General features: G+C 62.3%; 12 protein-coding genes. 10 read left to right on the top strand and 2 right to left on the bottom strand.

The genetic code is table 11. From position 1 onward, the window contains the following. Positions 1 to 80 precede the first annotated feature (80 nt). Positions 81 to 524, top strand: a complete 444-nt coding sequence (locus HFK74_RS15400; protein ID WP_180204253.1) for a thioesterase family protein — start codon at positions 81 to 83, stop codon at positions 522 to 524. 504 nt (positions 525 to 1,028) lie between these two features. On the opposite strand, the gene HFK74_RS15395 is transcribed toward HFK74_RS15400, so the two are convergent. Then, a complete protein-coding gene (locus tag HFK74_RS15395) occupies positions 1,029 to 1,892 on the bottom strand; it encodes an MBL fold metallo-hydrolase (protein WP_180204252.1) in 864 nt (287 codons plus the stop codon). 316 nt (positions 1,893 to 2,208) lie between these two features. Here HFK74_RS15395 and HFK74_RS15390 point away from each other — a divergent pair, with 316 nt between their 5' ends. After that, complete coding sequence (locus tag HFK74_RS15390) at positions 2,209 to 3,531, top strand: DUF1329 domain-containing protein (RefSeq protein WP_180204251.1); 1,323 nt, start codon at positions 2,209 to 2,211, stop codon at positions 3,529 to 3,531. On the opposite strand, the gene HFK74_RS15385 is transcribed toward HFK74_RS15390, so the two are convergent. Further along, positions 3,528 to 4,154, bottom strand: a complete 627-nt coding sequence (locus HFK74_RS15385) for a dihydrofolate reductase family protein (RefSeq protein ID WP_180204250.1) — start codon at positions 4,152 to 4,154, stop codon at positions 3,528 to 3,530. The genes HFK74_RS15390 and HFK74_RS15385 overlap by 4 nt on opposite strands. 194 nt (positions 4,155 to 4,348) lie before the next feature. Here HFK74_RS15385 and yghU point away from each other — a divergent pair, with 194 nt between their 5' ends. From yghU to HFK74_RS15345, 8 genes are all read left to right on the top strand, one after another. Beyond that, complete coding sequence (gene yghU / locus HFK74_RS15380; RefSeq protein ID WP_180204249.1) at positions 4,349 to 5,188, top strand: glutathione-dependent disulfide-bond oxidoreductase; 840 nt, start codon at positions 4,349 to 4,351, stop codon at positions 5,186 to 5,188. A 521-nt stretch (positions 5,189 to 5,709) separates the two neighbouring features. Beyond that, the gene (locus tag HFK74_RS15375; protein WP_180204248.1) at positions 5,710 to 6,477 is read left to right on the top strand and encodes an ABC transporter ATP-binding protein; all 768 of its coding nucleotides are present in this window, start codon (positions 5,710 to 5,712) and stop codon (positions 6,475 to 6,477) included. Next, positions 6,461 to 7,183 carry an ABC transporter ATP-binding protein gene (locus tag HFK74_RS15370; RefSeq protein ID WP_180204247.1) on the top strand — a complete coding sequence of 241 codons (723 nt, stop codon included), beginning with the start codon at positions 6,461 to 6,463 and terminating at the stop codon, positions 7,181 to 7,183. The genes HFK74_RS15375 and HFK74_RS15370 overlap by 17 nt, the downstream gene beginning before the upstream one ends. 56 nt (positions 7,184 to 7,239) lie before the next feature. Continuing rightward, positions 7,240 to 8,505: an ABC transporter substrate-binding protein gene (locus HFK74_RS15365; protein ID WP_180204246.1), complete on the top strand. Its 1,266-nt coding sequence runs from the start codon at positions 7,240 to 7,242 to the stop codon at positions 8,503 to 8,505. 21 nt (positions 8,506 to 8,526) lie between these two features. Further along, on the top strand, positions 8,527 to 9,414 hold the full coding sequence (locus HFK74_RS15360) for a branched-chain amino acid ABC transporter permease (RefSeq protein WP_180204245.1): 888 nt from the start codon (positions 8,527 to 8,529) through the stop codon (positions 9,412 to 9,414). Between the two features lie 4 nt (positions 9,415 to 9,418). Beyond that, positions 9,419 to 10,402 (top strand): branched-chain amino acid ABC transporter permease, encoded by a 984-nt coding sequence (locus HFK74_RS15355; RefSeq protein ID WP_180204244.1) that lies wholly within the window; start codon positions 9,419 to 9,421, stop codon positions 10,400 to 10,402. Positions 10,403 to 10,431: 29 nt separating this feature from the next. Further along, positions 10,432 to 12,396 (top strand): AMP-binding protein, encoded by a 1,965-nt coding sequence (locus tag HFK74_RS15350; RefSeq protein ID WP_180204243.1) that lies wholly within the window; start codon positions 10,432 to 10,434, stop codon positions 12,394 to 12,396. A gap of 2 nt (positions 12,397 to 12,398) precedes the next feature. Next, positions 12,399 to 13,157 (top strand): 3-hydroxybutyrate dehydrogenase, encoded by a 759-nt coding sequence (locus HFK74_RS15345; RefSeq protein WP_180204242.1) that lies wholly within the window; start codon positions 12,399 to 12,401, stop codon positions 13,155 to 13,157.

Raw genomic sequence — 13,157 nt, 5'->3', positions numbered from 1 at the left:
CGCCGATAGCATCCAGCCCTTGAGTGCACAGGAGCAGGCGGATATCCGCGTGCGCCGCATGAAGCAGGAGGCTTGAGGCCATGGGCAAACCCGTACCGCAGGAACGCAACGCCTATCCCTACCTGAGGGACATCACCACCCGCTGGATGGACAACGACGTCTACGGTCACGTCAACAACGTCATCTATTACAGCTGGTTCGACACCGTGGTCAACGGCTGGCTGCTGGAGCAGGACGTGCTCGACTTCGAGCGCAGTCCTGCGGTCGGCCTGGTGGTCGATACCCATTGCAGTTATTTTTCCTCCATCGCTTTCCCCGACCTGGTGCGCGCTGGCCTGCGCGTGGCGAGCCTGGGTAATTCAAGCGTGCGTTATGAAGTCGGGCTGTTCGCCAACGACAACACCGAGGCTTCGGCGCAGGGCCATTTCGTCCACGTCTATGTGGACCGCGTGACGCGCCGGCCAGTGGCGCTACCTGAATCCTTGCGCCGCGCGCTGGAGAGCATCCGCTTCACCGATCACTAAGGGCAGCCCTCCTGCACGGCCGGTCGCGCGGCGTTCATCACCGGCCAGTATCCGATTCGCTCCGGGATGACCACCGTGGGTCCTTGTCGATCGGAAGAACGATAACGCGGTTCACCTGACACACCACAGCGCCTGGTTCACCTGTAGGAGCCAGGCTTGCCGGCGAAGAACGATAACGCGGGTCACCAGACACACCGCGGCGCCTGGTTCGCCAGCAAGCCTGGCTCCTACAAGCGAAGAACGATAACGCGGTTCACCAGACAGACCGCGTTGCCCGGTTCGCCGGCAAGCCTGGCTCCTACAAGCGAAGAACGGTAACGCGGTTCACCAGACAGACCGCGTTGCCCGGTTCGCCGGCAAGCCTGGCTCCTACAAGTGAAGAACGATAACGCGGTGCAGCAGACACACCTCGGCGTCTGGTTCTCCGGCAAGTCGGACCGCCGCACCGCTGGCTCCTACAAGCGAAGAACGATAACGCGGTGCAACAGAGGGCGAGAGAAACCATCAACACTCAAAACGGCTCAACGTGGTGTACGTATCAAACGCCTGATAACGCGAATGTCGATCACGCATGATCTTGATCATCGCAATCTGCGGATCACTGGAGAACACCAGGCGCCCACCGCTGGCCACCAGGTGGTCCAACAACCTTTCTTTCTCCCCCACCAACCCTTCCGGATTGCGATCGTTGGCCGTCGTCACATCCAGGCGCAACCAATGGGTTCCGGGTATCAGGTCGCCGGCAAACACTACTGGCCCGCCGGGCATGGCGATTTCCGGGATCAATTGTCCTGGGGTGTAACCATCGCTGAAGTGGAACTGCCAACCGTCACCGAGCTCATCGCAGCGCGCGTCATCGACCAGCACCAGCCGACCACTGCCCTGCAGCCTGCGCACGATCTGGCGGACGAACAAGGCGCGATCATGGGGATGGTTGTGAAGCGCACGGGACCAATGGCGCTCCCCGGTAATGTAATGTGCAGCAGGAAACAGCAAGCGCGGTGTATTGCCCTCTTCGATCGCCGCACTCAGTTCGGGCGTCAGTTGCGCATGCAAGTGCGTCAACACCACCGCACTGATGTCGCCTTCGGCCAGCCCCTGTTGCGCCAGGCTGTCGAGCAATCCCGGGGGATGTTTCTGGCAGCTGCAGGTCCGCCGCAGCGGCGCCAGCAAGGCACTGGCACCGGCCAGCACCAGGATATTCTTGCCCCCTTGCTGCACCAACAGGCCTCGCGAGGCCAGGTCCACCAGGTTGTCCTGGTCAGGCTTGATCCAGTCAGCCCACAACTGCCGCGGCGTATTGCCGAACATCACGCCACCATCAAGCTTGCGACTGCTACCGGCCAGAGTGGATAAACAACGGTTCACGACAGACACCTCTTCGAATTCGCCCCACCCTTGCAGAACGTGCGGGTTTTATGAGGCCTGAAGGATAATCCGCCTTCACCTCCACGCCCCCACCCGTGTGGAGTGGGTCCCGGACGTCTCACTGGCCAACAGGTTCCACATCCTCGCCAAATCTCTGGCCCTGTCATCAATAGCCAAGCAACTGTCGTCAAATGCGAAGCGCCCCCCGTTCGCAGGCTTTTTAATAGCGCTACAAACTCTGGCAATTGCGCCGACGGATGCAACCGTGGCCTCTGAGTCACGAGTTGCCTGGTACGCCTGGCAGGAGCATAACAAGATGAAATTCGTGAAAAGTCTTCTGGCCGCCATCCCCCTCGTGGGGCTGGCCATCGATGCCCAAGCCTATGTATCGAGCCAGGAAGCCGCCCGGCTGGGCACCAGCCTGACGGGAGTGGGTGCCGAGCAGGCCGGCAATGCCGACGGCTCCATTCCGCCTTACAGCGGTGGCCTGACCACAGCCCCTTCCAGTTTCAAGGCCGGCGACAGCATGCGCCCGGACCCCTTTGCCCACGAAAAACCGCTGCTGGTGATCAACGGCAAGAACGTCGATGCCTACAAAGGCATGCTGACCGCCACCACCGTCGCGTTGGCCCGGCGCTACCCCGGCTTTCGCGTCGACGTGTATCCGACCCACCGCACCGCTTCGTTGCCACAGGCGGTGCTGGACAACAGCCGCACGAATGCCACCAACGCCCGCGCCCTCGACGGCGGAACGGCCATCGACAATGTAATGCCCGGGGTGCCGTTCCCGATCCCGCAGTCGGGCGCCGAAGCCATGTGGAACTTCCTGCTGCGCTACCAGGGCGTCAACATCCATTCCAAGTACGACTCCTGGAGCGTCGACACGGCGGGCGTACCGAGCCTGGCGGTCACCGGCGAGGCCTATGTGTCCTTCCCGATCTACGAGAACATGTCGAAGCCGTTCAGCAGCTCGGACATTTATTATCAGTTGAAGCTGTCCTATACCGGGCCTGCACGCCGAGCTGGCGAGTCGATCATGCTCAAGAACGCCACCAACGCCACCGAGTTTCCTGGCCGTGCCTGGCAGTACCTGCCCGCCCAGCGCCGGGTCAAACAGATTTCGATCCTGGCCTACGACACGCCCAACCCCGGCACCGCCCGTGCACTCGAGTTGTACGACTGGACGCTGGTCGGCAAGCAGGAAATGATCGTGCCCTACAACACCTACAAACTCACCTACGCCCGCGAAGCCAAATCCCTGACCACCCCCGACTTTATTGCCCCGGATTACGTGCGCTGGGAAAAACACCGGGTCTACGTGGTGGAGGGCAATCTCAAGCCCGGCGCCAAGCACATCTACCAGAAGCGCCGCTTTTACCTGGATGAAGATACCTGGGCCGCAGTGGCCTCCGACCAGTACGACACCAGAGGCCAGCTGTATCGTGGCTCCTTCGCGTTCTTCAGCCAGAGCTATGACAAGCAAGTCCCGGATGCCACCCCGTTCATGACGTACGACCTGTCGCGCGGCACCTACAACATCAATGGCGTGGTGGGCCCCCATGGCGGCATCCGCTACATCGAGCCGTTGTCGACGGCGCAGTGGGTGCCGGAGTCCATGGCGGGGACCGGTATTCGCTAGGTTTCAACATCGTTGAACGATCCCGTGCGCACCTCGCCGCTGCGCACGTAACGGCTGATCAACACGCCGCCAGGAGTGCTGGTCGAATGCGCCAACGTGAAGGCGCAAGCTTGTGCGTTGTCATCGAACAGACGCTTACCGTGCCCGAGGACGACGGGAAACGTCATCAGCCGAAGCTCGTCCACCAACCCCGCTGCCAGCAGTTGGCGCACCAGATCGGCGCTGCCCTGGGTCAACAGGTGGGCGCCGTCCTGTTGCTTGAGCGTGCGTATGGCGTCGACGAGGTTGCCCTGCAGTGCATGGCTGTTGTGCCATTCAAGCGTATCGGGGTGATGGGTGGCCACCTGCTTGGGCACGGCGTTGAACAGATCGGCGATGTAGTTGTGCGCCCCGGCGTTTATCTGCGGCCAGTACGCCGCGAATATGTCGTAGGTACGACGCCCCAGCAGCAACTCGAAGGGTTGTGAGAACAGATCCCGTATGGCCTGGCCAGAAACCTCATCCGAGTAAGGCACTATCCAGCCACCGAAACGGAATTGGCCGCTGGTGTCTTCATCCGGCCCGCCGGGTGCTTGAATCACGCCATCAAGGCTGATGAACGCGGCAACGATGAGCTTGCGCATACGCTTCTCCTGATTCGTCCTGGTGAAAGTTCTCGTTCAGGGAACGTCGACCCCAATGCATTCCCTGCCCCATAGTCGAACGAGACGCTGCGAAATCGACAGCAGTTGCTCGTAGCGCTCGCGCGACTTACTGTTTCAACCCTGAGCGATCGTAAGCGGTCAACGCCATCACTACACACTATGGGGTCCATCTCGTGAGCAAAGCGTCTTATGTTCCTCCCAAGGTCTGGAAACACAATGCGCCCTCTGGCGGCGAGTTTGCCAATATCAACCGCCCTGTTGCCGGCCCGACCCATGACAAGACGCTGCCGACAGGCAAGCACCCGTTGCAGCTGTATTCGCTGGCGACGCCCAATGGCGTGAAGGTGACCATCCTGCTGGAAGAACTGTTGGCACTTGGGCATACCGACGCCGAATACGACGCCTGGCTGATCCGCATCGGCGAGGGTGAACAGTTCTCCAGCGGTTTTGTCGAGATCAACCCGAACTCGAAGATCCCGGCGCTGCTGGACCGCAGCGTGGAGCCGCCGATTCGCGTCTTCGAGTCTGGTTCGATCCTGCTCTACCTGGCGGAGAAATTCGGCGAATTCCTGCCCGCCGATCCCGCAGGACGCACCGAAACCCTCAACTGGCTGTTCTGGCAAATGGGTTCGGCGCCCTACCTGGGAGGCGGTTTCGGGCATTTCTACGCCTACGCGCCGGAGAAGTTCGAATACCCGATCAACCGCTTCACGATGGAGACCAAGCGGCAGCTGGACGTCCTCGACCGCCGGCTTGCGCAAAGCCCTTACCTGGCCGGTGACCGTTACACCATCGCCGACATCGCGGTCTGGCCCTGGTACGGCCAGTTGGTGCGCAACAACGTGTACTCGGCTGCCGAGTTTCTATCGGCTCACCAATACACCCACGTACAGCGTTGGGCGCAGGAAATCGCCGATCGGCCTGCGGTCCTCCGTGGCCAGCGCGTCAACCGCACGTGGGGGGACGAGGCAAGCCAGGTGCCTGAACGGCATCAGGCCGCTGATCTGGGCTGAAGACCTGTCCGGCGTTATCGACGCCGGACGCCCCGCAAAAATCAGCACGGCCAGTCGGCGCAAGGTCGACTGGCGTCTTTCATCGTATCGCCTCTCCCCTCCTTTACGGTTACCTGATTGCAGGACCCGACCACTGCGGCCTCACAGTCGAAGCAGTGCGGGCGATGTCGGCTGCATATCGCCCTTCAAACAAGGACAACATATTGACATTAATTATTCGCCGAGCGTATTGTCTGCTCCATCGACAAAGCCTTCACATCACCATAAAAACAATCAGATCCAGTGAGAAAGGTGCTTGTAATGAGACAAACCAAACAAATGACGTCATCCATCCATCCCGTCACATTCCGGATCGACGTCATTAATGACAATATGATGACTCATATCCCTCGTAAATCCCTGCGTGCAGTGCCGGACTGCTCGATCTTTGCGTGCGCGTCCAGCGATCAAGGCTGACCCGTGCACATGCGGCATGTGCACTGTCTAGCCAAGCAAACCATCACCAGGCAGGAAGAACAGCGATGAGCAATGTCATTCTCGAAACCCGGGGGCTGACCAAGGCGTTCAATGGCTTCACGGCCGTGGACTCGGTCGATCTACAAGTGCAGGAGGGGCATATCCATGCCCTGATCGGCCCCAACGGTGCCGGTAAATCCACGGTATTCAACCTGCTGACCCACTTCCTGCCAGCCACCCGCGGCGCGGTGCTGTATCAAGGAAAAGCCATCGGCAAGCTCGCGCCCAACAGGATCGCCCGCCTGGGGCTGGTGCGCTCGTTCCAGATATCGGCGGTGTTCGGCCAGATGAGCGTGCTGGAAAACGTCCGCGTCGCCCTGCAACGGGAGCTCGGCACTTCCTTCCATTTCTGGAAAGCCGCCAACTCCCTCGACCACCTCAACCAGCGCGCCATGCACCTGCTTGAACAAGTCGACCTGCAGGACTTCGCCCTGCACAAGACTGCCGAACTGCCCTACGGGCGCAAGCGCGCACTGGAACTGGCCACGACCCTGGCCCTGGAACCCAAGGTGATGTTGCTCGACGAGCCGACCCAGGGCATGGGTCACGAGGATGTCGAGCGGGTGGTTGAACTGATCCGCAAGGTCGCGGTGGGCCGCACGGTGTTGATGGTCGAGCACAACCTGCGCGTCGTCAGCAGCCTGTGCCATCGCATCACCGTCCTCGCCCGCGGCAGCGTGTTGGCCGAAGGCGACTACGCCAGCGTATCGGCCAACCCGCAGGTACGCGAAGCCTACATGGGCAAGGAGGCTGGGCATGTCTCAATTGCCTGATCCACCACGCGAACAACTGCGCCTGGCCAATGTGCATGCGTTCTACGGCGAGTCGCACATCCTTCACGGCGTCGACATGACGGTCAATCGCGGTGAGCTGGTCACCCTGCTCGGCCGCAACGGCGCCGGCCGCAGCACCATCCTGAAATCGATCATGGGCATGGTCGGCCGCCGCAGCGGCTCGATCTGCATCAACGGCCAGGAGACCGTGAAGACCGCCGCGCACCAGATCGCCCGCCTCGGCGTGGGGTTCTGCCCGGAAGAGCGCGGCATCTTCGCCAGCCTGAACGTGGAAGAGAACCTCATGCTGCCGCCAACCGTGGCCACGGGCGGGATGTCGCTGGAGGAAATCTTCGACATGTTCCCCAACCTCCACGAGCGCCGCAAAAGCCAGGGCACGCGCCTGTCCGGCGGCGAACAGCAGATGCTGGCCATGGCCCGGATCCTGCGCACCGGGGCGAACCTGTTGCTGCTCGACGAGATCACCGAAGGCCTGGCCCCGGTGATCGTCGAGCGCCTGGGCGAAGTGCTGGTGGCGCTCAAGCGCCGGGGCATCACCATCGTCCTGGTGGAGCAGAACTTCCGCTTCGCCGCGCCCCTGGCCGATCGTCATTACCTGATCGAACACGGTCAGGTCGTCGAACACTTCAGCGCCGCGGAACTGGACGGCAAACGCGATCAACTGAACGCCATGCTTGGCGTTTGACCCTGCTGTAAACGACCCATAACAACAATTAGCGCGCTCAAGCCGTGGAGATTCGCATGTCAGCAGCATTCAGTTTCAGTACCGCCCAAATGGCCCGGACGATTACCGCCAGCCTGATTTGCGGCCTGCTCGCCAGCACGGCGCAGGCCAGTATCAGTGACAATGAAATTCGCATCGGCTACCTCGATGACCTCAGCGGCCCCTACAGCGATCTCGCCGGTCCCGGTGGACTGGAAGCCATACGCATGGCCATCGAGGACATGGGCGGCAAGATCGGCCAGGACAAAATCGAGCTGTTTTCCGCCGACCACAAGAACAACGCCGACCTGGGCGCGAACATCAGCCGCGAATGGATCGACCAGCGCAATGTCGACCTGATCGCCGGGCTCAACGCCTCACCGGTGGCCATTGCCGTCACCCGCCTGGTAGAGGAAAAGAAACGCTTTGCCATCGTCTCCACCGCCGCCGCGGCCAGCCTGACCAACGAATATTGCACGCCCAACCACCTGCATTACGTGTACGACACCTACTCGGTCTCCAACGGTGCGGCCAAGGCCATCGTCGCCAGCGGCGGTGACACCTGGTACATGCTCAGCGCCGACTACGCCTTCGGCCACGCCATGGAGGCGCAGGTGTCGAAGGCGGTGGTCGAGAACGGCGGCACAATCATCGGCAAGGCCAACCACCCGTTCCAGACCAGCGATTTTTCCTCGTACATCCTGCAAGCTCAAGCCTCCGGCGCCAAGATCATCGGCCTGGCCAGCGCCGGCTCCGACCTGGTCAATGCCATCTCCACCGCCAAGCAATTCGGCCTGATGGAATCCGGCCAGACCCTGGCCAGCCTCATGGTGTTCATCACCGACATCAAGGCCATCGGCCTGCCGACGGCCCAGGGCACCAAGTTCGTGTCCGGCTGGTACTGGGACATGAACGATGAATCCCGCGCCTGGGCCAAGCGCTACTTCGAGCGCACCCAGCGCATGCCGACCATGGTTCAGGCGGGCATGTACTCCAGCACTTACCAATACCTCAAGGCGGTGCAAGCCACTGGCTCCGACGATCCGCAGACCGTGCGCGAGTACATGATCAAGACCCCGATCAACGACATGTTCACTAAAAACGGTCGGGTTCGGGTCGATGGCCGCATGGTGCATGACATGTACCTGGCCCAGGTCAAGGCACCCGAGGAATCCACGGGTGAGTGGGATCTGTTCAAGATCCTCGGCACGATCCCGGCCGACGAGGCTTTCCTGCCGCTTTCACAAAGCAAGTGCAAGCTGGTGACGGCCGATCAGAAAGTCGCCAGCACGTTACGCCCCTGACCAAGCCTGAGGACGACTGACATGACCATGCTATTCGGGGTACCCCTGGCAGCCCTGTTCGGCCAATTATTGCTCGGCCTGATCAACGGCGCCTTCTATGCGCTGTTGAGCCTGGGCCTGGCGGTGATCTTTGGCCTGCTGCGCATCATCAACTTCGCCCACGGCGCGCAATACATGCTCGGCGCCTTCGCCGCGCTGCTGTTGCTCAAGTACCTGAACGTGAACTATTGGGCAGCGCTGTTCCTGGTGCCGCTGCTGGTCGGCGCCCTGGGCATAGTGATCGAGCGCCTGCTGCTGCGGCGCATCGCGCACCTGGATCATCTCTATGGCCTGCTGCTGACCTTCGGCCTGGCCATGATCATCGAAGGCAGCTTCATCAACCTGTTCGGCGTGTCCGGCAGCAATTACCCGATCCCGCCGGCGCTGCAAGGCGGTTTCAAGCTGGACTTCATGTTCCTGCCGGCCTACCGCGCCTGGGTGCTGGCGGCCGGCCTGGGGATGTGCCTGTTCACCTGGTACGTGATCGAGAAAACGCGCCTGGGCGCCTACCTTCGCGCCGGCACCGAAAAGCCGGCGCTGATGCAGGCTTTCGGGGTCAACGTACCGCTGCTGACCACCCTCACCTACGGCTTCAGCGTGGCCTTGGCAGCCTTCGCCGGCGTGCTGGCAGCGCCGATCTACTCGGTGTCGCCGACCATGGGCTCCAACCTGCTGATAGTGGTGTTCGCCGTGGTGGTCATCGGCGGCATGGGTTCGATCATGGGCGCGATCCTCACCGGGCTCGCCATGGGCTTGATCGAAGGCCTGACCAAGGTGTTCTGGCCCGAATCATCCGGCACTGTAATTTTCCTGGTGATGATCCTGGTACTGCTGGTACGCCCCAACGGTCTGTTCGGAAAGGAGGCGTAAGCCCATGAACACTCAATCTCTGCTGACATTCGCGCAACAGCGCGGGATCCGTGAGCGACGCCAGCTCAACACGCTGTACATCGCCCTGATCGCGATCGGCTTGATCGCTCCCTGGGTCGCTTACCCCGTGTTCCTGATGAAACTGTTGTGCTTCGGCTTGTTTGCCTGCTCGTTCAACCTGCTGCTGGGCTATACCGGCCTGCTGTCCTTCGGGCATGCCGCGTTCCTCGCGGCGGGCGGCTACAGCACCGGTTATCTGTTGAGCCAACACCCGGGCATCGGGCCGGAACTGGCGATCATCGGCGGAACTGCCGCAGCTGCGCTGGTCGGTGCGTTGTTTGGCGCGCTGGCCATTCGCAGGCAGGGCATCTATTTTGCGATGATCACCCTGGCCCTCGCGCAATTGCTGTATTTCCTGTTCCTCAAGGCCCCCTTCACCGGTGGAGAAGACGGCCTGCACGGCATCAGTCGCGGCAAGCTGCTGGGTTTCATCGACCTGGCGGACAACCACGCCATGTACTACTTCGTGCTGGCCGTCACCGTGCTGGGCTTCGCCTTGGTCAGGCGCGTGGTGCACTCGCCTTTCGGGCAGATCCTGCAGGCCATCCGCGAGAACGAAGACCGCGCCACGTCGCTGGGCTACAACGTCACGCGGTATAAATGGCTGGCCTTTGTCATTTCATCGGGCATCGCCGGCCTTGCCGGTTCCACCAAGGCCGTGGTGTTTCAGCTGGCAACCTTGTCGGATGCACACTGGCACATGTCCGGCGAGGTGGTATTGATGACCTTGCTCGGCGGCGTCGGCACCCTGCTCGGCCCTTTTGTCGGCGCCGGTATCGTCATCTCGCTGCAACACCTGCTGGCGCAATCGCCACTGGGTACCTGGGGCACGCCGATCCTTGGCTGCATTTTCGTGCTCTGCGTACTGTGCTTGCGTTCCGGTGTCGTCGGATCGATCAAGCTGCTCGTGAAGAAGAATTTCAAGTGATCCCATTGATCTGCGATAAGGACATGACCATGAACACCTCCGCCGTCTGGACGCCGTCCGCCGATTTCATTGGTCGCACGCGCCTGCATCAGTGGATGCAGACAGTGGGCGAGCCTGACTATGACGCCTTCATCGAGCGCTCCACCAACGATCCGCAATGGTTCGCCAGCGCCCTGGAGCAGGCCCTGGGCATTGTCTGGGACCAGCCCTATCACAGGCCGCTCAATGCCTCGGGCGGCATCAAGCATCCGCGCTGGTACGAGGGCGGCCGACTCAACATCCTGCGCACGGCGCTGGAACGCTGGGCTGTCGACCCCGAGCACGCGCAGAAAGCCGCGTTGATCTGGGAAGGCGAAGACGGCCAGTGCCTTGAAGTGAGCTACGGCGAGCTGGCGCGGCGGGTCAACAACGTCGCCCAGGGCCTGAGCGAACTGGGCGTGGTCAGCGGCGACCGCGTCGCCATCTTCATGCCGATGCTGATCGAGACCGTGGTTGCACTGTTGGCGGTGGTCAAGCTCGGCGCGATCTTCACGCCCGCCTTCTCCGGCTATGGCGCCGAAGCCCTGGCCACGCGCATCGAAGCCTGCGGGGCCAAGCTGCTGATCACCGCCGACGGCTTCATGCGCCGCGGCAGGGTGATCGCCATGAAGGAAGAGGCCGACAAGGCCGCCGAACTGAGCCCGTCCCTGGAAAAAGTCGTGGTGGTGCGACGCCTCGGCCGCGACATCCCCTGGCACCCGACCCGCGACCTGGACTTTGCCACGCTGCTAGCCTGCGACGGCAGCCAGTGCCCGACAGCGGTCATGGACAGCCAGGCACCGATGATGATCATCTACACCTCCGGCACCACCGGCAAGCCCAAGGGCGCGGTGCATACCCACGGCGGATTCCCGCTCAAGGCGGCGCTGGATGTCGGTTTGTGCATGGATGTCGGGCAGAACGACCGGCTGTTCTGGATCACCGACATGGGCTGGCTGACCGGCCCGGTGGTGGTGTTCGGCAGCCTGATCAACGGTGCCTGCGCGGTCATCTATGAAGGCTCGCCGGACTACCCACAGGCAGATCGGGTGTGGAAGCTCGGCGCACGCCACCACGCCACGCACATCGGCGTATCCCCTACCCTCGTCCGCTCGCTGATGCAGCATGGCGAAGCCATTGCCCAAGGTCATGACCTGAGTGCCCTGCGCACCTTCACCTCGACCGGCGAGCCCTGGAACCCGGAGCCCTGGCTGTGGCTATTCAATACCGTAGGCCAGGGCCGTTATCCGATCATCAACTATGCCGGCGGCACCGAGATTGGCGGCGGCATCCTGACCAACGTGCTGATCAAGCCGATCGCCCCGGTGACCTTCAACAGCCGCATGCCGGGCATGGCCGCTGACGTCTGCGATCCCCAGGGCCAACCGGTGCGCCAGGCACTGGGCGAGCTGGTGCTGCGCCAGCCGTGGATCGGCATGACCCAAAGCTTCTGGCAGGAACCACAACGCTATGCAGACTCGTACTTCAACCGTTTCCCTGAAACCTGGGTGCACGGCGACTGGGCGATCATCGATGACGAAGGTTTCTGGACCATCACCGGTCGCTCCGACGACACCCTGAACGTGGCCGGCAAGCGCATCGGCCCCGCCGAAATGGAGTCGATCCTGGTCAGCCACCCCCAGGTGCTGGAGGCCGGAGCCATTGGCGTTCCCGACGAGATCAAGGGTGAAACCCCGGTGTGTTTCGTGGTGCTCCATCCAGGCAGCGAGCCGACCCCCGAGCTGGAAACCGAACTGCTTGGCCTGATCGGCACCCGGCTGGGCAAGGCGATGCGCCCCAAGCATTTGCACTACGTCAGCGAGCTGCCCAAGACCCGCAATGGCAAGGTCATGCGCCGGGTGATTCGCGCCGCTTACCTGGGCCAGGACGCCGGTGACCTGACGTCGATGGAAAATCCCGCCGCCCTTGACGTCATCAGTCGCTGCCACCTGCAACCGGCATCAACGGGAGCCTGAACATGAATCCGACGCAACGTACCGTGGTGGTCACCGGCGCCGCCCAGGGCATCGGCCTGGCGATTGCCCGGGCCTTCGCCGCCCAGGGTGATTTCGTGGCCTTGTGCGACGTCAATCTGGCCGCCGCCGAACAAGCCGCGTGTAGCCTGCCCAACGCCCGCGCCTATGCGCTGGACGTCACCAGCGAGGCGCAGATCGTCGCCTTTCATGAGCAACTGCTGGCGGAGCGCGACGCCGTGGATGTGCTGGTGAACAATGCCGGGTTGCAGCACATCGCGCCCGTGCAGGACTTCCCGCTGAGCCAATGGAACACCCTGTTGGCCGTGATGCTGACGGGGCCGTTCCTGATGTGCAAACACGCCCTGCCGGGCATGCTCGAACAACAGGACGGGCGCATCATCAATATCGCCTCGGTGCACGGCAAACTGGCCTCGCCCTACAAGAGCGCCTACGTCGCCGCCAAACACGGCCTGATCGGCCTGACCCGAACCCTGGCCCTTGAGACCGTGAATCGAGGGATCACCGCCAACGCCATATTGCCCGGCGCCGTGCGCACTGCGCTGGTGGAAAAACAGCTGCCGCAACTGGCGGCCCAGGACCACATCAGCGAAGAGGAAGCGCTGCAACGCCACATCCTGGCGCGCCAACCACTCAAGCGCCTGCTGGAACCCAGCGAGATCGGCGACAGCGCCGTGTACCTCGCCTCCCACGCTGCGCGCGCCATTACCGGCGAGTCGCTTAGCGTGGCCGGCGGCTGGTGA

The sequence above is a fragment of the Pseudomonas sp. SbOxS1 genome (assembly GCF_013416725.1).
In the GTDB taxonomy this organism is placed as follows: Bacteria; Pseudomonadota; Gammaproteobacteria; order Pseudomonadales; family Pseudomonadaceae; genus Aquipseudomonas.
The sequence above is the reverse complement of the archived record's forward strand: the minus strand, read 5'-3'. Positions and strand labels throughout refer to the sequence as shown.

Coding starts and splice junctions, on each gene's coding strand:
- HFK74_RS15390 (WP_180204251.1), top strand. CDS start 2,209: ATGAAATTCGTGAAAAGTCTTCTGGCCGCCATCCCCCTCGTGGGGCTG.
- HFK74_RS15345 (WP_180204242.1), top strand. CDS start 12,399: ATGAATCCGACGCAACGTACCGTGGTGGTCACCGGCGCCGCCCAGGGC.
- HFK74_RS15360 (WP_180204245.1), top strand. CDS start 8,527: ATGACCATGCTATTCGGGGTACCCCTGGCAGCCCTGTTCGGCCAATTA.
- HFK74_RS15350 (WP_180204243.1), top strand. CDS start 10,432: ATGAACACCTCCGCCGTCTGGACGCCGTCCGCCGATTTCATTGGTCGC.
- HFK74_RS15385 (WP_180204250.1), bottom strand. CDS start 4,154: ATGCGCAAGCTCATCGTTGCCGCGTTCATCAGCCTTGATGGCGTGATT.
- HFK74_RS15370 (WP_180204247.1), top strand. CDS start 6,461: ATGTCTCAATTGCCTGATCCACCACGCGAACAACTGCGCCTGGCCAAT.
- HFK74_RS15375 (WP_180204248.1), top strand. CDS start 5,710: ATGAGCAATGTCATTCTCGAAACCCGGGGGCTGACCAAGGCGTTCAAT.
- HFK74_RS15355 (WP_180204244.1), top strand. CDS start 9,419: ATGAACACTCAATCTCTGCTGACATTCGCGCAACAGCGCGGGATCCGT.
- HFK74_RS15365 (WP_180204246.1), top strand. CDS start 7,240: ATGTCAGCAGCATTCAGTTTCAGTACCGCCCAAATGGCCCGGACGATT.
- HFK74_RS15400 (WP_180204253.1), top strand. CDS start 81: ATGGGCAAACCCGTACCGCAGGAACGCAACGCCTATCCCTACCTGAGG.